This window comes from Chthonomonas sp. (assembly GCA_016788115.1).
Classification (GTDB): Bacteria; Armatimonadota; Fimbriimonadia; order Fimbriimonadales; family Fimbriimonadaceae; genus UBA2391.
The window spans coordinates 18,336-39,768 of record JAEURR010000006.1; the positions used below are offsets into that span (position 1 = coordinate 18,336).

Below are 21,433 nucleotides of genomic sequence, written 5' to 3' on the forward strand. Positions count from 1 at the left end.
GCGAAACTCGATGCATGGCCAACTGCTACGTCTGCGGGAGACCGCTCAACGAATCCCGGTATCGGTTGCGTCGCCGCGTCAAGACCGGTGAGTGGGTTCGCCGTGACTACCGGTCCGGGAAGCCCTCGTCGGTTCAGAATCGGTACGGTTCACGGATCGTCTGCCAGGGCTGTGCGAAATGGATTGACGCGCGGGATCTGCGAAGTGCACGGTGGCAGTGGATTCAGTTGGCCATCGCACTGTCTTTGCTAGCTGGCTTCTTGTTTGTGAAATAGGTGGAAGAGAATCGAGCTTGAAGCTCATTCAACCAACTGGTGAGAGAGTTCCAAAACTCATCACTTGGGTCCACCACAGTAGACTTTTCACCCTTTAACCGGTCATTTGCTTCTTCTAGGAGCGGAATACTCGGGGTTCCAAAACCAGCATCAGGATCGAACAAGACCCCTTTCGGGAACATAAACCGCAAGAGGTCTCTTTTTTGTTTCAGAGACATTGAGGGCCAAGACTTTCCAAGTGACAGGAGAAAGGTTTGGGCGAACTCGACAACCGTCTTCGAAGCGGTTGGCTTAGGCTCATCAGCTTCGAGCTTGCTTCTGACCTCAAGGATTTCGTTCCCGATCCGGTCTAGCTCTGCTTTGGCTACATCATCGGGAATCACGCCGTTTGCGTTCTTGACGACAATGGCACTGCGGAGTGCTTGGAGCTCGGCAATCTTCTTCGTTTGTTCAGCCCTGCGCTCGCTGAAGTCACTTCTTGAGGCTTCTTCGAGCCGGGTCAGCTCGGCCACGAGAGCTGGCCAGTCCACCTCGTTGTGCTCCCACTTTTCTAGGAACACTGTAAACGCTTCTTCGATCTTCGCCATGCTGTAGTTCTTGCCGCCACACCGAGGACAACGGAAGTAGCCGAAACGTGCTCCAGTCTTCCCCCGCGACCAGCTTGCGGTGAACTTCACCCCGCACGGGCACAACGCGGTTCCTCGGAGCGGAAAGTCGGGATGCTCGGCTTGGTACTGTTGCGGACTTCTCGACGGTCGGAGGGCGGCTTTCGCCTTGTACGCGGTGAGTTCATCCACGAGCGGGACAAAGGGCGGCTTTCCCTCATAGACCCCACCGAATGATTCGATGCGACCGAGGTACACCGGGTTTTCGATGAGTCGGTACAAGTAGCCTCGGTTTATCGGGAGGCCCATCTCAGCGAGTCGTCGTCGTATCGTTGGGAGACTCTGGTGTCCTTTGGAGAGCTGCTCAAAGATGTATTGCACTTTGGGAGCTGTCACCGGATCTGGCTCAATCGTCCCCTGTCCGTTGATCCGCACGTTTCGGTAACCAAGCGGAGCCTTCCACACCCAGCGTCCGTCTCGCGCCGCATCCTCCATCCCTCCTCGACTCCGCTCTGAACGCATCTCGTTGTCGAACTGCGCGACTGAAGCAAAGATCGTCTCGGTAAATCTTCCGGCTGGTGTGTCCTCGATGCGCTCCGATATCGACTCAATCCGCACGCCGTACTTGTGGAGTCGCAACTTGATGTTCGAGTAGTCCATGACATTCCGGGCAAGCCTGTCGATCTTCGGAATGATCACCACCTTCACGTCAGATTTCTTCATTGAGCAGTGCTTCAGCATTTGGAGCAGAACGGGCCGGCGGTCAGTCTTGGCGCTCTGTCCTTCTTCCCGGAAGATGTGGACCAACTTGAAGCCGTGGCTCTGGGCATATGCCTTCACTTGCTTCTCTTGGCTCTCAAGCGAATTCCCCTCTTCGACTTGCTTCTGGGATGAGACGCGGATGTAGGCTACTGCTGTTTCCATTCCTTGTAGGCGTTATAGATAAGCTGGGCAATGGCTCGAGTTTCCTCGCGTTTAATTTCGCGAATTTCCTCCTCGTTGGCAAGCTCCTGACGAACTTTGAACGAGCTTCTTTCCATGTCACCTCGGAAGGTGAAGATCTGGAGCGGCGTGCTTGGGATGGGTGGCTTGGGCATGTGCTCAAGCCTAAATTGGCTCGCTAAGACCGAAAAATGGTTCCAGAGCGCTGCACGCCGTGCATCGACGCACAAGGACTTGTCGGCTTTTGTTCGGTTTGGTGCAATGGCTGCATGACACATCCACCCCCTACCCAGGCCTTCGGGCCGGTCATTAATCGGGTCGCCGATCTGATGATTCACACAACCCGCTACGCCTTCCACGGCGTCTCTCGCCTGGCCGCGGATGCCAAGGTGAGTCCCTCGTCGGTCTCCCGGCTGATCAATGGAAAAATGAATCCGAGCTTCGCCATGGTCGCGCGGATCACCACCGCTCTTGAGCAAACCCTCGGCTACCGCATTGATCCCAGAGACCTCGTGGCTGAGCTCGGAAGATTTTTGACACCGCATACCTGCGATCTAGCCGGTTGCCGGGGGTGCCTCCCGGAGAATGCAACCGATGAGTTCGGAGACCTCAAGCCTGCCTTCGACGGAGTGAAACCAGGTCGCTGGGTGACCTCACGCCACCCGAAGGGATACATCGAATCAAAGAAAGGAGGATCGAAATGACCAACCAAGCCATGCTCTACACGCTGCAGAACAGTTCTCTGCACACCCTCCTGCTGCTGACCGCAAAGGTTCTTTCTCGCACCGGATTCGGTGAAGTACAAATTCTAGATCGCAGGGAAACGCGTCAAAAGTCTCGCTTCGGTGGCCATGAGCTGATGTGCGAGAGCTCGTTCGGATCGCTTCCCCTGAAGGTGATTGTCAAGGTGATCAATGACGGCATCCGAGTCCGCATGCTCGATGAGCTGGCCGGGGCGGTAATCCGAACCAAAGCTGATCTCGGGATCATCGTCTCTCCTCGCCACGTTACCGCGACGGCTCGGAAGCTGCAACCCCACTACCAAGCGGCCCGCGTGAACATCATCGACGGGGCCGAGCTCGTGGATCAGCTCCAGCGGCTCGGGATCGCTATTCGGCCAAGTGGAGAGCCGGACTACAGCTTCTTCGGAGCGATGGAGGAAGTTGGTCGCCGGGTCAACGCCTTCATGCGATTGGAGGTTGTATGAGCCTGGATCGCAAGACTCGCCTCGCCGTCGAACTCTACAAGCTCGGGGTCTCAAAAGATGGTGTCGTAGAGCTCCTCTCGCAGTACAGCGAAGACGAAATCGAGCAGCAGCTGATCTACCTGCCCTACCGCAAAGCAAAGCGCCAAGAGGCGTTCATCGTGAACGCAATCCGCAAGAGCTACTCACCTCCTAAGGAATACTTCCATGCCCAGACTAAAGCTGACCTTGCCGCCGCCTTCGACGCCGTGGACCAAGGTTCCCAACGTACTCTTCGACAAAGTGATCCCACACCTCAAGGACACGGAGCTCCGGATTCTCCTGATCCTGATCAGGCAAACCTCGGGCTGGCATCGGGACAACCAGACGATTATGCTGACCTACCGAACTTTGATGGCTCGATCCGGTAGGGGGCATGATGCCGTCTCCAGAGCTCTGAGGACGCTGCGAGACCTCGGACTTATCCACAAGCGACGATCATCCGCGCAACTGACAGCGGCAAACTCGGAACTGCGACTGGATGGAAATCGGACAGCAACAATAGACAGAAAGAATTGAAAAGACAGCGGCCCTCGCACGACTTGTCCACACGATGCGACGAACATCCACAAACCTGACAACAGGGCTGGGTTGGGTGGGAACACATTTACAATGATTTCCAAGAAGAAACTAGCCTCCGGCTACTACGAAGGTCAAAGGATGAGAATGGATCAGCACACCGAAGGTGTGCGTCTCACGGCACGGTCGTGCCCGCCCCGCCGGGCCCGAGTGTTTGAAGTTTGTCTCTGAGTTTGAGCGATGAGTGAGGGAGTGAACGGCTGAGTGAGGGAGTGAGCGAAGAACGAGAACGAAGAGAACAAGCTGAGAACAGGAGGGTTGAGATTTCCATTGAACCTGAGCCAGGTTCAAGTACCCCGGCCTGGATTGGTCGGGGTTTTGGTTGGGGTGTTGGTTCGGGTTCTGGTTGGGATCGGATTCGCCACGGCTCCCTCCGGTAACATTTCGCCATGGCCGAGATCACCGTAGTGCAACCAAAGGCGCTCCCATCTGCCTGGGAAACAGATCTGTTCCGGAAGAAGGAGCGTCTGCAGTGGTATCGGCCTGATCCTGAAAGGCCCCTACGGTTGAGCCGAGTCACCATCAACTTTCCCATGATGGTTCGAAAAGAGCATGAATCTGAGCTTGAAGGTCGCCAAGCTGCTCTCGATGCTTGGTACGACTACTGCGATCTTGCTCATATTGCCGAGTTGCACGGCCAAGTCGTCCAGTATGTGCGAACCATTACAGCATCTGGGCCGGACGCGAGAAAAAACACGTCTGGTGATGAGATTATCGATACAGGAACGCAGACACATGCCTTTTCTATCACGTGGAGGAAGTTGTTCGAAGGAGTTTTCAGTGGATTAGAGATGCAGAGCCTGCAGGGTTATCTTGTAAATCCGAAAGGATCAGACGCACAGAATCTTAAGCTTGCACTGTGCCACCCGCAGTACATGACGCATGGAACGCCTGTTGCCGTACAGACGCTTCTCGACTCAATCCGGTCTGCACGTCAACCTGACGGATCAGTGAGGGACCTCTTCGATTCTCCAATCATCGCCACACTATGGGTTAACCCCACTCGAAAGCACAGTGATCAGCCTCGTGATGGGTCATCACGGTCGTATGGAGGTGACGAGTTCGTTGGAAACCTTGTCATTCGACCGATAGTGAAGGGTCACACCCCACTGATCTTGAGTCGGGCTGCTTTGTACGTATCGCATCAGGTTGTCGACGGGGTAAAGGAAGTGTTCATCCGAGAGTTCGACAGTCGAAGACGGGGCTAGGGAGTCACGCTCCCGGCTCATTCAGAGTTTGCAGGACGTTCTGTGGCTCTTCCTTAAGTTCACTCAGGAAACTAATCTGGATTTCAAAGCATGACGCTCGGGGCAACTGAAGGAATCCCGATTTACCAGACCGATCCACGGTGTAACAGAAAGCAGCCATGCGGTCCGGATCGCTCAGCTGAAACGCAACGAAGGGAATCATTGTTGACGCCCTCTTACTGTGAATCACCCGCAGGATGTTCCCTTCCACAAGGCGATCAAAGTTCGTCTCCAGCGTTCGCCTGTTTGGTGAATTGGCGTTTGCGAATCGACTCCTCATTACTCTGAGAAGGACGTCTGCCTCCTTCTCAGCACTCTCAGTTGATGGAAGGCAAATGGTCACCTTCAGGGGCTCCAAGTCTGTTTGGCGCTTTCCCAACCCGAGGCGGTCAAAGCAGTGATTCAACACCTTGTCTGCGCGAAGTTCAAACTCGTCGTGGGAAGCTGGCCGGGCAATGAGAATCTCCGTGGAGTCCTCCAGAAATTGCGTGACAGCGTGGGCCTGCGAACCACCGAGCTTTGCTTCCCGCTCCGCAGCGTGCTGCTCTGAAAGCGCCGCGTTTACTCGGGTAATCCAACTCTCTGCCTCCACAACTCGGTCAGGTCCAAGGCGATTACGTATACATACAGCAATGAGTTCGCGCAACGAGGTCGGGCAGGGCTTTACGCCTCCGAGCACCATGTTCAAGAAGTTCCCGGCTTGTTTGGGTCTGTTGAAGTAGCGATTTGAGTTTCGGCCAGGGTCATTCAGCAAAACGGCGACCGTCGTCTCATGTGGATGAGGCGCGATCTGGGCGATCTGTCGCCCCAAGTCCAGAGCGTTCTTGAACAAGGGCGACCCGTCGCTTGTGGGGATTCGGGTTAAGAGTTCCCTTGCTGAGGTTGCCACGAAAGGCAATGATACCCCTTTCACTTCAAATTTCCTTACCCGTCGAATTTTTCATTTTCTTACCTTTTTCGGTGCAACATCTGTCACTCTTTACCCGTCATAATGAAAGCACCCCCTCGGTCGAGACCGAGAAGGGTGCGGGACTCACAACGACGGTTGGCCCCGTCGAGGGAGAAATGCCAGATGAACGTTGAACTTAAATCCGGCGGGATCACGCTACCATACCAGCAGACGCTTGTCAACTACTGCGGTCGCATCGCATGCCTTGCCGCCACGACTCTCTACACGCCCGCGTCTCAGTTCGCCCGTGCGTTGGGGCTAAGAGGGCACAAGCCGTTCAATCTCTTCGAGCTTTCGCCGTGCTTGAATTGTGCCCGCACGTTTCGCCTGCACGTGGCGTCGGCCAAGGCTTCTCACGGTCCATTTGGCGCTTGCCTGCACCTCTATGAAGCGCATGAATACCGACAGATGCGCCTGTTCACGGACGAAGAAGGCTTGGCAGGGTTCGCGCTCCATGGGAGAGAGATCGTCTCGGTCTTCAGTCACGCCATTCGGAAGCAAACGAGAGCTCTGCCAACACTGATTGCGCTAGCTGTGCAGCTTGGTGGTGTTCACCTGACCTGCTTTGACACAAACCTCACGGCGATGTACCGTCGCTCTGGCTTTGAGGAAACGCGTCGAGAGAGCTGGAACGATGAACTCGCACCCAGCGATTGGAACTACGCCGCTCTTTCGCACTTCTCCAATGGAAGGCCCGATGTTGTCAGCATGGTCGGCGGACCGGGAACCACCTGCTTCGAGGTGGTGAACTGATGGTCGTTCGACAGTCAAAACCCGAACCTTTCTGGATCGGCGCACGGAAAGACTGGAAGGTTCGCCAGAGCCTGAAGGTTAGTGCACTCGTCGCAGTCACCGCAAGAGAGATGGCGACCCACATGATCTTGCTGGGAAGTACAGGATCTGGAAAGAGCACGGCCATGGTCCACTTCATCGCCCAGGCCATAGGGCAGGAAATCTCCTTCATCATCATTGACCTTCGCGGAGACCTGGCCAGCGCAGCATTCCAACTGGTCTGCCTAAGAATCCCGGCATCGAAGATTGCTCTCCTTGACCTGAGGGAAAAGGTGCCACTCACTGGCTTCAATCCACTTGCCGGATCGGGCGAGATTTACTTCCGCGTACTGAACCTTCTAGACGCCATCGCGGAAGAGCATGATCTTGGAGTTCAGACCGTTGAATACATGCGGTTTGCGTTCCTGCTCCTAGCGGAGACAAAGCAACCGATCACCAAACTCGAACACATCTTCTTCGATTCCAGCTACCGATCAGACTTGCTCGCTCGATCAACGGATGAACCGATGCGAGAGTTCTGGTCACGGTATGACCAGCTCACGAAGGAGAAGCAACAGGCCATTGCCAGCCCGGTTCTGAACAAGGTGAGCCTGCTGTTCGCCACTGATGGGCTCCGCAAGCTATTCTCCCATCCTCAACCCCTTGATCTCGGAGAGCACCTCAACACGCCTGGAACTGCACTGATCGTGTCGTTGGCCGCTGATGAACTGAGTGGAGCGGGAAGGATGGTCGGAAACATTGTGCTCAACGCAATCCGACGCGAAATCTTTGCGCGAGTCACGATCCCCGAGAATCAGCGAGTTCCCGTTCAACTGTTCGTCGATGAGTTTGAACACTTTGATTCAAGGGTTTTTGAGGAGTTTCTTGCCGAAGCAAGGAAATATCGTCTTTCGCTCATCCTCGCCCACCAAACACTGGCACAAGTTTCTCCAAGGTTCCGCTCGCTCGTGCTCAATGGCGTCGGCGTGAAGATGTTCTTCCGCACGGGTCGTGAGGATGGTGCCCTTCTCAGCAAGGATTTGACGGGCGATTCCAAAGCGATTGACTTCAACAATGTGCCGGTCGGCGAGGCTTACCTCTGGAAGGTCGAGAAGGGATATGAGCACATCCTGGTCAACGCGCCCCTTCTCAAGCCCTCACTAGTTCGAACGCTCGCTTCGTTTCTCGTGAAAGATCGGATGCGGCGTGAAGCTCGCGTGGTCTTCGATGCTGGCCCCGGAGGAGATGGGCCAAGAGCGACTCCATCTCCTCACAGTCCGAAGGATCCGAGGCCATCTGCACCAACGAGTTTGGAGGAGTGGCTATGAGGTTCACCGAGCGAGACGTTAGGTTGATCCGTGATATCGCCCTCAGCCACGTTGTTAGTCGAGACCAAGTGATTCGACTGGGATACTTCGATTCAGTCACTCGATGCAATACGCGTCTGCGTGAGCTTACTGCGGTGAGCGCGGTGCGTCAGATCAGTACTCCGTTCAATGCTCAGTCCCTGTACATTGCTGGCTCCCTAGCTGGAGAGCTCTGTGGGGAGCGCATCGAACGGTTATTGGCAGACCGGATCGGGTCGCCCAGATTCGTGCGCCACGCCCTCTCTTCCACTAACGTTCGGATCGCTCTCCAGAAGCGCGGCGGGACCGGATGGCGATTCGAACAGCAGCTATGGCGAACCGTTAGCAAGCACGAGGTTCGACCAGATGGCCTGATCGTCCTCAAGGGTAACCCAACGTTCATCGAGGTTGATCTCGGCCACGTTTCCGGCCCCAAGTTCACAGAAAAGCTGAAGGGCTACTCGCTCCTAGCTAGCGGCACTACCTGCGCTGACCTCTACGGCTTTGCCACCGGTCGGCTTCTCATTGTCACGACTTCTCCCCGAAGAGTCCGTCACCTGCGGGCTCTCACTTCAGACCACACGCGGCTGGAATGCCTCGTCACGACCTTTGACGAGCTCGGAGCCCCACCTGTTGGGTGCTGGAGCTAAAGGAGACAAACCATGAACAATGAACTCAAATCATTACCTGATGGCCTTTTAGACGAGATTAGGCAGATCACGGACCAACTGGTCCCGACCGAGCTTGCTGGGAAGCAGGAGCTTTCCCGGAAGTTACCCGTCAAGGGAGTTTCAGGAGCGATGGCAGACATCGCTCAAACTTCGCCAGAGCTCTTTGCCGCAATCCTACTTGCCTCCCTAGGGATTGAAGGCGTCACAGTCGTTGAAACTCACACAACGACCGAACATCGAGTCGTTGAACTCAGGAACATACATGGAAAGCGCACGGAAGTGCAACCGATGAAGTCGATCAGGGAGACGAGCCGGGAGGTCCGTTTGAACCGACCTGGAAGGGAGCGCCAAACATGAGTAACCCATCCAGCCGGCCACCAGTACAAAGGCTCGCTTACACCGTTCAGGAAGCGGCAGCCCTTCTCTCGCTCTCTCGATCCCTCGTCTACGAGCTCATCAATGCTGGAAAGATCGATACAATCAAGATTGGTCGCGCCCGTAGGATCACTAGCAATCAGTTGGAGAAGTATCTCCAAGAATGCGAGCACCTAGCTCCTGGTCACCACTAGATGAGGCCGAGAAAAATGGGCATGGAGGCAATGCTCCATGCCCTTAAAATATGTGAGGAACCTAGCAGCTTTGTTTAGGCTCCTCAGATGGCGTTCGTCGAGTGTCCTGATTCTGCTCAACGACATTTTGTGGACTCGTTGACGCAAGCACTGCCTGCTCCCGCCTCTCTCTGATTTCATCGACAGCTCTATCAAGTCTGTCCCAGTAGCTCTTGCTTTCCGCTGTTCCGTAGTTTCTCTCGAATCTCATGGTCTGTTCCCTGTGTTGCCCTTTGGAAACACCTCACTGTACTTTTCTAGCACAGGTGCTTCCAGTTGTAAAACTGCTTTTGTGTCAAATGGAAATCTAAACTGGTGTGGAGTAGATGAGTCTTTCGTTAATGCTCGCTCACCATCTTTCCGCTCATGCCTTATACCTGTCTGGGTCCACATTGCAAATAGAGAATCATATCTCCTTGGTGCAATTCCTATTAATGGAACAATGTCAACCTTATTCTCCAGTCCACGAAGGATGTTATCGTCGATGTCCTTCTGGGGAGGAATGTCCAAGTACTCACTTTTCAGTGCGTCTCCATGAAGTTTCAACGCATGGCTCTTTGGATAAGGCTGGACGTATACAACCCGATCAATACCTGCTGCAATAATGTGCCTCGCACACGTGTGGCAAGGAAACGTAGTTGTGTATAAAGTCGATTCAGCAACCGAAAACCCTTTTGAGGCAGCGGAAATGATTGCATCCATCTCAGCATGAACTGATCTGCCAAACTCAATAATATCCTTCACTGGTGAAGCGGCAAGTGCAGATTGTATTTGAGCGGAACACACCACTTCAACGTCGATTTTAGCCTCGATTATTTCGTGAATGCCCTTAAGTGTTTCTACCACTCGCTTTGCAGCCTCATCAACCAATCCTTGTCGAAACCTTTGGCCAGGATCGTACTTCAACGCATAGTCAGAAACATCGTGAGATTGACCAACCTGGTACAGTCCACCTCCCGGCATGGGAGCATCATTTCTACCAACAGCAATCATCCGACCTTTTTTATCGAACAACGCTGCACCAACCTGACGAGATAAATCTCCCGATCGGAATGAAGCATTGTAGGCTACCTGCATACCGAATTCATCGTGTCGCGGAACCTCATTGAAGTGAGAGGTGCATAGCCTCAAAATTCTCTCAAGGTCATTCTTCCAAGTTAGGCTGCCATTTTCTTGTTGGGTCTTCGAAATAAAGGCATCACAAAGCTCAAAAAGGTCTCTGGTGTTCTGGCCTGAGTCGTCACTTTCAAATGCATCATGAGTGATCAAATCTTGAGCGTTATCTTCACTCTTACACTTCGCTTTCAGACGCTCTTTACGATCCTGAAAAGACTCATGAACACCAATCAGAAAAAAGGAGTCGCCGTAAACCTCTCTGAGTAAGCGAGCTTCATCAGGGTGTTTTAAAGATCGAATTTGCGTCACTCGGAGTTTATCTGCGTTTGCTTTCCTGTTTTCAGATATTTCAAAAACGCAGTGATGTGAGAGTACGGAATCCAGTTCCGTGCTCGACCTTAACAAGTTACCGGCTTGTTGGCGTGCTCTTGTCTTTGCGTGATAATCTATGGAATCAAAGTCCCGGAGAACGTCTTCAGACGGGGTTAGATTCTTGATCGCTTCGACAACTTTGATAGTGTGGTGGAAGGCATCTCCGCCAAAAAAGGACCTAACACGCTTCATTGGAGAATCCGCTTCTCCCTCACAATCCAACTCCACGCCAATCGGAGCGACCCACCCAATAATGAAGTCCCTTCCTTGCTCACCTGAAGATTTTGACGCGGAAGCCATACTTAGTAGACAGACGTCTGCTTCGCCTGAAAAGTTTCGGTTTTCCATGCTACCGCAAAAGAATCCTTTACCGCATGAGACGGAGGAGGGCAATAACTTGACGCGCATCTTCGAGGAAAATAAACTGCGGATAAACTGCAGAAACGAAAAACGCCCTCCGATCTGGAGGGCGTTTTCTTCATTCTTGAACCCAAATCTTGGTGGACCGTGTAGGGCTCGAACCTACGACCCGCTGATTAAGAGTTCTCTGGAACGGTGTCCGCGCTCCTCCGTATTTGTGTGTTTGGAACCTGAATATCAATGTATAATGTTCGTGAGGGTTCGTCAATGTGTGGTGTCAAACGCCCTCTCTGGTGTCAAAAGTGGTGTCAACTTTTGAAGCCGACGACGGACAAGCAGAAGCATGGCAAGACAGCGCAGAAACGCCGGTTACACCGTCTCAAAGCGGTCCGATGGACGATGGATGGCCAGGGTGTTCCTGGGCTACGAGAACGGCAAGCAGAAGCGACACACGATCTATGGCAAGACCGAGATTGAGGTGAATCGTGCCGCTCAAGACTTCCGCGTCAAGAACGAAGAAGGCGCGTTCGCGCCAACTTCGAAAGACTGCAAGGTAAGCGAGTACCTCGACAAGTGGCTCGAAGTCTACGTCACTTGCCCACCGCTTGCGCCCAAGACGGTGAAGTCGTACAAGGAGCAAACCAAGAATCACCTGATCCCATCCTTAGGGGCGATCCCGCTGAGGAAGCTCGCGCCCCAACAGGTTCAGAACATGATGAAGGAGAAGATCGCGTCCGGGCTCTCACCTACATCCGTCAACGGCCTGCATCGTGTCCTTCGAGCGGCCCTTTCGCAAGCGGTCAAGGATCGAATGATCGCCGAGAATGTGGCAAAGCTGGTGAAACCGCCTAAGGTCGCGAGTCGAGCGGAGAAGCACTTTACTCAACCCGACTTACAAAAGCTCTTCGCCGCATGCCGTGGCCATCATCTCGAATACCTGTTCCGCTTGGCACCATATGTCGGCCTTCGCTTAGGTGAGATCACAGGTTTACGGTGGGTTGATGTGGACTTCGAAGATCAGACCATCCGCGTGAGGAATCAACTCCAATGGGTTGATGGCAAGCCAACTCTCCGCGAACCCAAGAGCGCAAACAGCAAGCGCATTCTGCCCATCGGAGATTTGGTGGACATGCTCCAACTCCAAAAGTCGATGATTCTCGTGAACGGTTGGGAGAACAAAATGAATCTTGTCTTCGTCAGCTCGACGGGTAATCCGCTTGATCCGAAGCTCGTGAACAAGTACCTCAAGATTCTCTGCGGGCAAGCCAAGATCAGCGAACTCAGCTTCCACAGCTTCCGACACACGGCGGCCACTTTGCTTCTTGCCGCTGGAGAAGAAGCCACCGAAGTAATGAATATGCTCGGGCACAGCCAGATTTCGCTCACTGTCAATACCTACGGAGGGGTAACGAGGGAGGCTCAAAGGCGAGCGGCACAGAAGTTGAGGAAGGCCATTGACGAAGGCATTAAGTGATTCGAAGCGAATCCGCCAGACCGCCTGAAAAAATTGCAAAAATTGGCCCATTCGAACCTACGGGCAATTGCTTGAGCGTCCGGAATGCGACCAATTTTCAACCGATTGAGATCGATTTCAACGCTAACATTAGTGCATTGGCACCGATCTAAACAAAACGCCCGGTGCCTACAATTCCCTAACCGGACGCCCAACCACTTCCCGATCCACTTGCCACCTGATCGCCGAAGCTAATTCGGAACCTCCAGACCGCCTGAAAAAATGCGAAAAGTCCCTCCCTTGACACCGAAACCGGCTCCTATAGATGAGCAAATCTGTATCCAAGAGAGTGCGAAAGTAGCAAATCCGGTCCCACGCGCTAAGTAACACTTCATTTCTCGTGCGATCAAAGGCTCAGTTCACCTCAGCCCAGTCTCTAGTGCTTGGACAGCTCGACTCAGTCCGTCTCTGCCGTAGCGATCCTCATATTGCCTGAGAAGGCTATGCACGCCAGAGTTCTTTATTCTGTCCGCAGATCGCTGCAATTTTTCCATAGCTCGGCGAAACGCCTCATCTTCGGGATAGTTGCCCCGTAACGTTAAGCAGCTCTTGCAGAAGATCGGATTTGGGCCTCTCGCCCCAACTTGGACGTCGGCATTGCACCATCGGCAAAGAGCGATCCCTCGAACAAGACTTCTCGCAAGAAGTTCGTGCCGCTCGCCCAGGAGTAAGTAAAGGAAGCCGAGCAGGCAGTTTGCCGAGAGTCTTGCCGTACCATTTTCAAATTCGTAAAGGACAGTCGTCTCTTGCGCCATCCTTAAAATTAGAGAGCGGCAAAACTTTATGCAGCCCGGTGCCCCCGAATCAATCAAGTCTCGGACGGACGGATCGTCTGTGCCGAGGTCGTTGGCTTCGTGAGTGAGCCTATAGACCTTGTGCCTTTTATGTCCTTGCAAGATAGTTTCTATGCGGGTTCGGATAGATTTCGCAGATCGGCTGGAATTGGCAAGACTCATCAAGATCGAGACCGCATCCATTCGTTCACGGTGCCAAAGCCAACTACTATATGGCTCCCCAACCAACCGAAGCACTCTAGCCGAATCCATCCAGAACTGTGCTTCAGGGTACAGGCCGAGTAAGCCGAACCGTTGAGCGAATGACTCAGCAACCTCCGTGGAATCGATTTTGAGAAACTCGTCCAAAGCCTCATGTCCCACCTGGGCGGCATTCGTGTTGATCGCCGAAAACCTGGAACGCAAGAGTCCGGGGCTGGAATCCCTCATATCCTTGCTCTCAAATCCAATCAGCTCGACTACCGGAGCATTCAGCGGTGGATCACCTCCCCTATGAATCGAAGCGAAGCCATCGAACTCCCGCATCTGAATCGGCCCTCCCGCTACCCGAGAGAAACGCCCCGACCAGATTTTGAACAACGGCCCTGTCACAGCCGGATATGTCGTCAAATACCATGAGTTTACGGAGGGTTTCTGCATGATTTGAGCATACACTCCCCGCCATCATTCTCGAACGACCTCGATTCAATGCGAGGCGAGGAGAATATCTATGGAATCAACCAAAGGCAAATACCTCTACACCATCAGCGAGGCAGCCGAGCTCCTGGGAGTCGGACGCACAACCATGTACGAGCTACTCAATTCGGGCAAGCTCAAGATCACGAGAATCGGTACGCGAGGCATCCGAATTTCGGATGATGAGCTCAAGCGATTCATCGCCGAAAACTCCGAAGCTCGGTAGTGGACGTAGGAAGGGGCCACTATGTCCTGATGGGTTTTGACACGGTCGCGATTGGCGGCGTTACCGCTGCTCCAATTCTGTTGCTCAAGTCCGAAGGGTGGGGTAAGCGAACCAGGCAGTACCAGACAGCAGAGCGAGGCGGAATATCGCTGTTTGTCTCCCAATTCTGGGGATTTCACTACGTGAGGCTGCAAACTTCATTACCGCACCTCGTCTATGGGCATAACTTTGAGCCCGTCCCCGTGCGCAATCTACAGCGGGCACTAGAATTGTTCCTGGCTGAAGCTCGTCACTGGTTCCCCGAGCTAAGCGACGTCCCGCTAGAGATGTTTGCAGTACGACGAACCGACATAGCTTTTGATCTGCCCGTTGACGCTTCGCCATCGATGGAGAGGGCACTTAATGACTGCCATCTTAGTAACCGCCTCCCAGGATTTACTTTTGAAGGACCGGCTTCTAATTCGCGTTACTCGAAGGATTGGAGAGGAAAACGGGCGAATACGTACCGTTCCATGATTGCCTACGCAAAGCGGCACCTTCCCACCGGAGGCAAAGGTCTTCGTTTCGAATCTCGCTTCGGATCGGCATATCTGCGTAGAAAATTCAAGGGGAGGATGACCCTCGAAAGCCTCGTCACCCATGGTCAAGAGATTCTTCTCTGTGCCTGGGAATACATTGATAACGAGTTTAGCCTACTAAGACCTCACAACGAACGCTCCTTACGTCTAGCTATCCAAAACGCACCAACGGCTCAACGCGAATTCCTCTCCGACTTCGGCTACTTGGCTCGTGAAGTGCCGCTCAAGCAAGTGTGGCGGCTGCTTTGCGGAACCAAGAAAATCGACACTCGAATCTTGAAACAATATGGAGTCGGTTTCGGTGACGCGGAGATTCCGGAGCTAAAGTTGTTCGCCGAAATCCGTGAAGCAATAACTTCGTGGCTATCGTGCCCTTATAAGAAAGAGGTCGAGAGGCGCGACACAGATATAAACGAATCCCTACTCCAAAGCACTCAGCAAGAGATCGACCGGGCTGACTCCGAGCGCACCTGCAATTGCAATCAGCTCAATGACCGCCACGCCTCGCTCACCGCGCTCAATTTTCCCCACCGTCATCGGGTGCCAACCCAACCTGGTCGAAAGTTGCCGTTGCGAAAGTCCCTGCTCGCCCCGCAACCGAGAAATCGCTCCCCGTAGGCGATGCTCCTCCTCATGTAGCGGCTGACGACGATGTTGACCCGGCACTGTCTACCAGATTGAATCCTCGTATGATCATATTTCGTGATCATTTTGGGTAGGCTGAGAACATGGCACTGGAGACATGCAAGGCATGCGGTCATTTGATCTCGCCTCAAGCTCGCGAATGCCCAAATTGCGGTCATCCTAATCCGAAAACAAACCCCAATTCACGGGCAAACCAAATGACCAGGGGGACGATTTCTGCCATCGTAGGCTTGATAAGCTTCATATTCGCACAAGCAGTGAAGAATGGGCCGGATGCTAGAGAGCAAATCAACACGATCATCTTGTGCACGACCTTCGGCATCCTCGCAGGGATCGGCGGGCTACTGCTCCTGGTCTGGGGCTTCTTTTCGTTTGACTAAGTGCGGTGGATATCTTGCACATGAACATAGAACAGGCACGATTTTGCTCGGCTCTACATTTCGCGATGGCCGCTCATGGGGATCAGGTACGGAAAGGTACGACGATCCCTTATATTTCACACTTGCTTCAAGTAGCCGGTCTGGTTTTAGAGCTCGGAGGCGATGAGGACGAAGCTATCGGAGGCTTGCTTCACGACTCCGCCGAAGACGGCGGTGGTGAATCCGTGCTGACGGCAATTCGAGATCAGTTCGGCGAAAAGGTCGAACAAATCGTCCGTGAGAATTCGGACTCGATCACCGAGTCAAAGGACGTCAAAGCTCCGTGGCGAGAACGTAAGGAGAAATACATCGCCGGAATCGCGACGAAGTCTGCATCAGCGCTTCTGGTTTCGATCTGCGACAAAATCCACAACGCGCGGTCACTCAATGCAGATTCATGGTTCTTGGGGGAAGCCCACTGGGATCGCTTCAATGCCTCGAAGGAAGACTCGATTTGGTATTACCAATCGTTGATAAAAGCCTTTCAACTCCGAGAGTCCGATGATTCAAGACTTACGTCCGCGCTAGCCTCGCTGAAGCTCGAAGTTGAATCCTTTACGTCTAAGTGATGAGAGAATGACAAGAGTAGAACAGTCGGATTATGAAAACTTCAGCTTCTCAATGGTATCAAAGAAATCTTTTCTAGTCTTGTACTTTCCGCGAGTTCCGATCAATAATACGAAGAAACGCCAAGCAACCTGAAGAAACTCGACTAAGAGTTCCAATTCCTCAATTTTCTGGTCATGGTGGACGACGTCTGAGCGCAGGCCGTAAGCTTTGACAATCGTTTTTGAGATTGCCCTTCTATCTTCTCCGTTGTCGCTGATCGTGAACGCAATTCGCTCCGCGATACTTTGCTGAATAGACTCCGTTTTGTTTTGTAGCAAAAATGAATCTAGCGACCGAAAGACGTACAACAGTCGGTCTTCTGGTGATTTTTGAAGCGAACTTTTAGAAAAGGTCCAAATACTCCTCCAGAGGTCTTTCTCGAACTCAGTTTGATTCAGACAAATGAACATGTGATGCAATCCGCCCATTCCGGCCTGCTGAAGCATGTCCATTGTTTCGTCGTTTAGCGAGAAGTATTCAAACGGTTCGTCATCTCCAGTTGCGAAACCGACAACAGCATCATCCAGTATTGTGAGAACCTCGCTCCCGTCCACATGGGCTCGACCAAGTGGTCGTATATGAGATGGAATCAACGGGTGGAGAATGCACGGTTGAAATGTCCGCAGAATTGCCAACGCATTTTCTGTTTCCGCAAGTGCGATCTCCTTTGCACGCATCGGCTCAGCAAGCAACTTAATCGTGCAACTCGCATGCCCTTGGAGCCGCGTTCTGTAATGCGCGACAAGGGCTTGTGATTGCTCATCCCACACTCCCTTCAACTTCAGTTGCCCCTCCCAAGTCTCAAAAAACTGGGGTCTGAAAGGATGAACTTCTACTCGACCGAGCTCGAAGTCAAAATCAGTTGTCAATCCATGAACAGGAACCCAGACCCATATGGACCTGACTCGCTCTTCGAATTCGGCAAGCAGGTACTCACAAAGTGGTGCAGTAATCGTTTGCTGGTGGGAACCGACTGCCCAATCAAAAACAGTATCCTCCACCGCCTTCTGGCTAACACGTTCCCGAAATCCTTCTGTTCTTTGAATATTCTCCGATAGAATTCGGACGGTGCGGTAGGCGTCTTCTCCAACTCCTATGCGACCTTCGCCAATCTGACGATGCTTCGTGAGGATCGTACCGACGACATCAACCTTCATCTCCGTGAAGTTTTTGATCTCCTCTAAGCTGAGGGAAGCGACAGGAATAAATCCTCCTTCTGCCTTCGTAGATGCCTGTTTGATAATCGGAGCGACTTCGATTAAGGCAAGCAGTGCTTGTCCCTCGGCATTAAATCCCTGAACTGCATTTGGGTGCAGGTAAACCTTTGGACCGCTCAAGCGATTGCTTCACCTCGTATACGTCTCGTTCGCTGGGATAAATTGCTTACCAAGGTACTTCACCGCCATCGGACCATCTGCACTCCGGGCATTCGACCCCGGCATACATGTCGTCTCGCTTCGGGTCTGGCGCAGACCATTGCTTGAGCTGGTCCGCTGGTAAACCACACTTCGGGCAACAGACATAGACCCCTGCCCCGTGAAACTCACGAAACGGAAGTAGAGTGCTCTCAATGACTTCCTGAATTGCTTTCCTAAATTCAGCGTCGGTCTCGACTCCAAGCAGTACTCGCGCCACTCTAAAGTGATCCTCGTCCTTTGCATCAATGTAATGGATCGGCGCAAGTATTGTTGGAACGGGCGTATCGTCGAGAAGCACGGGCACAAACCGGTAATGTTGTTCCTTAGTCCACCGAGTAATGGCCGCGTTCATCTCGTTCCTGACCCAGTTTGATCCTTCGGCCCCCTTCGACCAAACGAGAACGAAAGTGTCGAAACCGGATAGCCCGGCGTCAATGGCTGACGGGATTGAGTCGCCAGGACGAATCCGCCATTTATCCAACCAGACCTGAGCGCCGGTCAAGGTCAGGGCTGCCGCCAAACTCCGGACGAACTCTGAGCTTTCAGAGTTGTAAGAGATGAAAAGTCGCGAATCCTGGTCAACCTGTCTCACGGATTAAGTCACCTCGTAGACCTTCAGCACTTCGTCGCCGTAGTGGTTGATCACTTTGACTGCGATCTTGCCCGTCGATGGCTTGGCAAACGGCTGACTCTTCGTCGAATAGAGCGCCGACCAAGCCGCCTCGTTGATTTCGGCCCGCAGCGCTCGTTTCAGCTTGTCGTACGGTTCGTCGCCGCCCAGGAAGTAGGCGTGCCGCACGAAGAAGCTTTCGCCGTTATAGTTTGTGTCAATGAACCAGACGGCAAGGTCGTCGGTCGATCCGCTCCGAATCTGGCCCGTGGTCGGGTCGTAGACGTCCAAACCACGAACCTCGACCGTGACCTTTCCTTCTTCTTGGGCAAGCACCACGTCAGGTTCTCCAAAGACCATGAAGAGATTGCCCGCGCCGGTCTTCTTCAGCAGTTCGTCGCCCATGCTCAGGTCATTGTTCATGCGAACCGGAAGCACGGTCAGCGATCCAAACTGTTTTGCCTCTTCGCTGGCGTAACCGTCGAAGCTGAATCCGCATACGATCAGCAGATCGAACCCGACGCCCTTCACCGCTTCTTTGGCGGCTTCCTTGATCCAATCTGGGCCAACCGTGCCGAACTCGGGTCCGATACTGACCGCGACGGTCTTCGATCCTCCGTCGGCGTCGGTGTAGCTCCCCCTGGCGTGAACCCACGCCCCGGCGAACGGTTCGAGCGCATCGAACTTCAGCCGCTCGCCCTTGCGAGTGTTCTGAACGCCCGCCTTTCGTAGGTTGTCGAGGATCATGCTTTCAAACCGCTTGCCGCCGGTCTCGGTGTGGGCCTGCTGTTCGCTCTGAGGCGCGTCGGGGTTCGTCTCAAGAACGCGGTGAGGGGCAAGGCTTTCGACCGTGAACGGCCCAGTGACGCGCACCCGGCTCTTGTCCTCGTACGGTTGATCGTAGAGAAGCTCCGTTTCGGCGTGCCTCAGAATCGCTTTGTCAATCTCCTCGCGCCGGGCGTCCATTAGCTTCCAATAGTAAGAGTAGGCTACATAGTGGCGATGCTTCTCTTCGCCTTGGTGCAACATGTAGACCAAGTCTTCAAGGGACCGAATATGATCAATATCAGGTTGTCCGGGTGCCCATTCTAGTCCCCAGTTCAACTCGTCCACTGTTTCCTGAGTCCGGGGAACAGTACCGACGATCCAATCCTTTTCCGAATAGGTCCGAATCGTTTCGACACATCTTTCGAGCAAAGGGTCATACGTTGCCGCGATGCCGTCGATGGCCGGGTTGTTCGCTATGCTACCAAGGGTCACATGAGGAACCCGCTCGTACACGAAGCCCTTCCGCACGTCTTCTTCGGTCGGATAGCTTGGCGGCACTTTGCCCGTGATCTCCCCTTCTTTTTGAACACCCTCGGGCGAATCGGCTAGGAGATAATAAGGGAATCGTCCCGCGATGATTCGGGTACGCGCGAGGGTCATGGCGACACGACTCGTATCGAGCGTGATCCACCGTCGGCCCCACTGTTCAGCGACGTAAGCGGTCGTACCACTTCCACAGGTTGGATCGAGCACAAGGTCACCGGGGTCGGTGGTCATCAACAGGCATCGCTCCACCGTCTTCGTTCCCGTTTGAACGACATAGACCTTGTCTTCTGTGAAGCTACCGGTAGCAGTGTCAGTCCAGAGCTTCGTGATTGGAATGCATGGGAAGTCGCTTAGATAGCGAACGTATTGAAGACTATTCTCTGCAACATGAAGCCGCCCAGCGTGTCCGAGCCGACGAAGGCCGTCAACCGTTGTCTTCCAGGTCTGTTTGTAGCACTTACCCTTCCAGCTGAATTCAACAAGTGGATTGCCCTGGGACGTGATATTGTCAGGCTTATAGATTCGGACGTCGTTCGGGATCAGGTTCGGATTCTGTCTTTCGTCGGCCTTCATACTCCTGCGACTTCCATTGGGAAGCTCAACCCAGGAGTAGTTAGACGCGGTTCCTTCGTCAAAGCTCTTTTCAAGATAAATGCTTCGAAACTTGACATGTTCAATGTCTTTGGCAAACCACAGCAGTTGATCGCATCGGTTTGGAAGAAGCTTGCTCCCGAGGCCCGAAGTCTTGACAAATGTGATTACTCCGCAAAGGTTTTCAGCCCCAAATACTTCGTCGAGCAAGCATCGTACAACATGCGCGTTTTCCTCGCCGATCTGAACGAACACGCTTCCTGACTCCGTGAGGAGCTCTCGTGCCACGACAAGCCGGTCACGGAGATAGCTTAGGTACGAGTGAATGCCAAGCTTCCACGTATCCCGGAACGCACGGACCTGTTCCGGTTGGCGCGTCGCGTCTTCGGCTTTGTCCCCGACTTGCCGCTTGCGCGTGCTGACCTGCCAGTTCGACCCGAACTTGATTCCGTACGGCGGGTCGAAGTAGATCATCTGAACCTTGCCCTTCAGCCCTTCCTTCTCGGCCAGTGAGTTCATCACAAGCAGTGAATCACCCAGGATCATCCGGTTCGTCCAATGGCCCTCATGGTGATAGAAGTCCACTTTTTTGTCGAACTCCTCGATCCCGTTGAAGTCTCCAAAAAGGTCGAGCTGGTCGCTCGCTCCTTCGACCGCCGCGCCCGGATTGGCGCGAATGTTCTCGATGATGGCCGAAGGGTGAATCTTTTCCTGAATGTAGATCGGCACGGTCGGAACGGCAAGGTCTTCCTGGTCCTGCTCATCCTTGCCCTTCCAGACAAGCTGAGGATCGAGCGAGGGATCACGCGGATACAGCGCCCGCGCCTCGCGCACCTCGTCTTGAGCCACAAAGTCCTTCAGCTCCTGAGTCGGAATATTGACCCGGCTATCCTGGTGCTTCGTGTACTCGATCTTCGTGCCGTCGTTCTTAGGTTTCCTTGCCATGATTTTCCCGTT

20 protein-coding genes are annotated in these 21,433 nt (G+C 53.5%); 12 read left to right on the forward strand and 8 right to left on the reverse strand.

The window, feature by feature from the left end; translation table 11 throughout:
• Nucleotides 1–223 precede the first annotated feature (223 nt).
• Nucleotides 224–1,804, reverse strand: a complete 1,581-nt coding sequence (locus tag JNM85_05175; protein MBL8087450.1) for a recombinase family protein — start codon at nucleotides 1,802–1,804, stop codon at nucleotides 224–226.
• Nucleotides 1,789–2,160 (reverse strand): hypothetical protein, encoded by a 372-nt coding sequence (locus tag JNM85_05180; GenBank protein ID MBL8087451.1) that lies wholly within the window; start codon nucleotides 2,158–2,160, stop codon nucleotides 1,789–1,791. The genes JNM85_05175 and JNM85_05180 overlap by 16 nt, the downstream gene beginning before the upstream one ends.
• Between JNM85_05180 and JNM85_05185 the strand changes: the two genes are divergently transcribed.
• The 4 genes from JNM85_05185 (at nucleotide 2,152) to JNM85_05200 (ending at nucleotide 4,852) form a co-directional block, all read left to right on the forward strand.
• Entirely contained in the window at nucleotides 2,152–2,526 is a 375-nt protein-coding gene (locus JNM85_05185; protein MBL8087452.1) for a helix-turn-helix domain-containing protein, read from the forward strand. The two genes, JNM85_05180 and JNM85_05185, sit on opposite strands and share 9 nt — an antisense overlap.
• Nucleotides 2,523–3,029 carry a restriction endonuclease gene (locus JNM85_05190; protein ID MBL8087453.1) on the forward strand — a complete coding sequence of 169 codons (507 nt, stop codon included), beginning with the start codon at nucleotides 2,523–2,525 and terminating at the stop codon, nucleotides 3,027–3,029. The genes JNM85_05185 and JNM85_05190 overlap by 4 nt, the downstream gene beginning before the upstream one ends.
• Nucleotides 3,026–3,436, forward strand: a complete 411-nt coding sequence (locus tag JNM85_05195) for a hypothetical protein (protein MBL8087454.1) — start codon at nucleotides 3,026–3,028, stop codon at nucleotides 3,434–3,436. The genes JNM85_05190 and JNM85_05195 overlap by 4 nt, the downstream gene beginning before the upstream one ends.
• Nucleotides 3,437–4,033: 597 nt before the next feature.
• Nucleotides 4,034–4,852 carry a hypothetical protein gene (locus JNM85_05200; GenBank protein MBL8087455.1) on the forward strand — a complete coding sequence of 273 codons (819 nt, stop codon included), beginning with the start codon at nucleotides 4,034–4,036 and terminating at the stop codon, nucleotides 4,850–4,852.
• A 4-nt stretch (nucleotides 4,853–4,856) separates the two neighbouring features.
• Here the strand turns inward: JNM85_05200 and JNM85_05205 are convergent, their stop codons facing one another.
• Complete coding sequence (locus JNM85_05205; protein ID MBL8087456.1) at nucleotides 4,857–5,723, reverse strand: hypothetical protein; 867 nt, start codon at nucleotides 5,721–5,723, stop codon at nucleotides 4,857–4,859.
• Between the two features lie 240 nt (nucleotides 5,724–5,963).
• Between JNM85_05205 and JNM85_05210 the strand changes: the two genes are divergently transcribed.
• Genes JNM85_05210 through JNM85_05230 form a run of 5 tightly spaced genes read left to right on the forward strand, consistent with a single transcriptional unit; the run spans nucleotide 5,964 to nucleotide 9,197 of the window.
• Nucleotides 5,964–6,593, forward strand: a complete 630-nt coding sequence (locus JNM85_05210; protein MBL8087457.1) for a hypothetical protein — start codon at nucleotides 5,964–5,966, stop codon at nucleotides 6,591–6,593.
• Entirely contained in the window at nucleotides 6,593–7,939 is a 1,347-nt protein-coding gene (locus JNM85_05215) for a type IV secretion system DNA-binding domain-containing protein (protein MBL8087458.1), read from the forward strand. Before JNM85_05210 ends, JNM85_05215 begins: the two co-directional genes overlap by 1 nt.
• Nucleotides 7,936–8,607: a replication-relaxation family protein gene (locus JNM85_05220; GenBank protein ID MBL8087459.1), complete on the forward strand. Its 672-nt coding sequence runs from the start codon at nucleotides 7,936–7,938 to the stop codon at nucleotides 8,605–8,607. Before JNM85_05215 ends, JNM85_05220 begins: the two co-directional genes overlap by 4 nt.
• A 12-nt stretch (nucleotides 8,608–8,619) precedes the next feature.
• On the forward strand, nucleotides 8,620–8,985 hold the full coding sequence (locus JNM85_05225; protein ID MBL8087460.1) for a hypothetical protein: 366 nt from the start codon (nucleotides 8,620–8,622) through the stop codon (nucleotides 8,983–8,985).
• Nucleotides 8,982–9,197, forward strand: coding sequence for a helix-turn-helix domain-containing protein (locus JNM85_05230; GenBank protein MBL8087461.1), 216 nt, complete (start codon nucleotides 8,982–8,984; stop codon nucleotides 9,195–9,197). The genes JNM85_05225 and JNM85_05230 overlap by 4 nt, the downstream gene beginning before the upstream one ends.
• Nucleotides 9,198–9,443: 246 nt before the next feature.
• On the opposite strand, the gene JNM85_05235 is transcribed toward JNM85_05230, so the two are convergent.
• Nucleotides 9,444–11,072, reverse strand: a complete 1,629-nt coding sequence (locus tag JNM85_05235) for a hypothetical protein (protein ID MBL8087462.1) — start codon at nucleotides 11,070–11,072, stop codon at nucleotides 9,444–9,446.
• 355 nt (nucleotides 11,073–11,427) lie between these two features.
• Between JNM85_05235 and JNM85_05240 the strand changes: the two genes are divergently transcribed.
• Together JNM85_05240 and JNM85_05245 are read left to right on the forward strand one after the other, a co-directional pair.
• Nucleotides 11,428–12,558, forward strand: coding sequence for a site-specific integrase (locus JNM85_05240; GenBank protein ID MBL8087463.1), 1,131 nt, complete (start codon nucleotides 11,428–11,430; stop codon nucleotides 12,556–12,558).
• A 1,542-nt stretch (nucleotides 12,559–14,100) separates the two neighbouring features.
• A complete protein-coding gene (locus tag JNM85_05245) occupies nucleotides 14,101–14,292 on the forward strand; it encodes a helix-turn-helix domain-containing protein (GenBank protein ID MBL8087464.1) in 192 nt (63 codons plus the stop codon).
• 998 nt (nucleotides 14,293–15,290) lie between these two features.
• On the opposite strand, the gene JNM85_05250 is transcribed toward JNM85_05245, so the two are convergent.
• Nucleotides 15,291–15,536 carry a helix-turn-helix transcriptional regulator gene (locus JNM85_05250; GenBank protein ID MBL8087465.1) on the reverse strand — a complete coding sequence of 82 codons (246 nt, stop codon included), beginning with the start codon at nucleotides 15,534–15,536 and terminating at the stop codon, nucleotides 15,291–15,293.
• A gap of 424 nt (nucleotides 15,537–15,960) precedes the next feature.
• Here JNM85_05250 and JNM85_05255 point away from each other — a divergent pair, with 424 nt between their 5' ends.
• On the forward strand, nucleotides 15,961–16,503 hold the full coding sequence (locus JNM85_05255; GenBank protein ID MBL8087466.1) for an HD domain-containing protein: 543 nt from the start codon (nucleotides 15,961–15,963) through the stop codon (nucleotides 16,501–16,503).
• A gap of 30 nt (nucleotides 16,504–16,533) precedes the next feature.
• Here JNM85_05255 and JNM85_05260 read toward each other — a convergent pair whose 3' ends face one another.
• The 3 genes from JNM85_05260 to JNM85_05270 are packed head-to-tail and all read right to left on the reverse strand — an operon-like array spanning nucleotide 16,534 to nucleotide 21,421.
• On the reverse strand, nucleotides 16,534–17,880 hold the full coding sequence (locus JNM85_05260) for a hypothetical protein (GenBank protein ID MBL8087467.1): 1,347 nt from the start codon (nucleotides 17,878–17,880) through the stop codon (nucleotides 16,534–16,536).
• 46 nt (nucleotides 17,881–17,926) lie between these two features.
• Nucleotides 17,927–18,553 (reverse strand): toll/interleukin-1 receptor domain-containing protein, encoded by a 627-nt coding sequence (locus JNM85_05265; protein ID MBL8087468.1) that lies wholly within the window; start codon nucleotides 18,551–18,553, stop codon nucleotides 17,927–17,929.
• Between the two features lie 3 nt (nucleotides 18,554–18,556).
• Nucleotides 18,557–21,421, reverse strand: a complete 2,865-nt coding sequence (locus tag JNM85_05270; GenBank protein MBL8087469.1) for a site-specific DNA-methyltransferase — start codon at nucleotides 21,419–21,421, stop codon at nucleotides 18,557–18,559.
• Nucleotides 21,422–21,433 lie beyond the last annotated feature (12 nt).

Bases quoted from the DNA above. Each gene is read 5' to 3' on its own strand.
- JNM85_05255 (MBL8087466.1), top strand. From the start codon at position 15,961: ATGGCCGCTCATGGGGATCAGGTACGGAAAGGTACGACGATCCCTTAT.
- JNM85_05270 (MBL8087469.1), bottom strand. From the start codon at position 21,421: ATGGCAAGGAAACCTAAGAACGACGGCACGAAGATCGAGTACACGAAG.
- JNM85_05210 (MBL8087457.1), top strand. From the start codon at position 5,964: ATGAACGTTGAACTTAAATCCGGCGGGATCACGCTACCATACCAGCAG.
- JNM85_05215 (MBL8087458.1), top strand. From the start codon at position 6,593: ATGGTCGTTCGACAGTCAAAACCCGAACCTTTCTGGATCGGCGCACGG.
- JNM85_05220 (MBL8087459.1), top strand. From the start codon at position 7,936: ATGAGGTTCACCGAGCGAGACGTTAGGTTGATCCGTGATATCGCCCTC.
- JNM85_05225 (MBL8087460.1), top strand. From the start codon at position 8,620: ATGAACAATGAACTCAAATCATTACCTGATGGCCTTTTAGACGAGATT.
- JNM85_05200 (MBL8087455.1), top strand. From the start codon at position 4,034: ATGGCCGAGATCACCGTAGTGCAACCAAAGGCGCTCCCATCTGCCTGG.
- JNM85_05195 (MBL8087454.1), top strand. From the start codon at position 3,026: ATGAGCCTGGATCGCAAGACTCGCCTCGCCGTCGAACTCTACAAGCTC.
- JNM85_05235 (MBL8087462.1), bottom strand. From the start codon at position 11,072: ATGGAAAACCGAAACTTTTCAGGCGAAGCAGACGTCTGTCTACTAAGT.
- JNM85_05175 (MBL8087450.1), bottom strand. From the start codon at position 1,804: ATGGAAACAGCAGTAGCCTACATCCGCGTCTCATCCCAGAAGCAAGTC.
- JNM85_05230 (MBL8087461.1), top strand. From the start codon at position 8,982: ATGAGTAACCCATCCAGCCGGCCACCAGTACAAAGGCTCGCTTACACC.
- JNM85_05190 (MBL8087453.1), top strand. From the start codon at position 2,523: ATGACCAACCAAGCCATGCTCTACACGCTGCAGAACAGTTCTCTGCAC.
- JNM85_05185 (MBL8087452.1), top strand. From the start codon at position 2,152: ATGATTCACACAACCCGCTACGCCTTCCACGGCGTCTCTCGCCTGGCC.
- JNM85_05240 (MBL8087463.1), top strand. From the start codon at position 11,428: ATGGCAAGACAGCGCAGAAACGCCGGTTACACCGTCTCAAAGCGGTCC.
- JNM85_05245 (MBL8087464.1), top strand. From the start codon at position 14,101: ATGGAATCAACCAAAGGCAAATACCTCTACACCATCAGCGAGGCAGCC.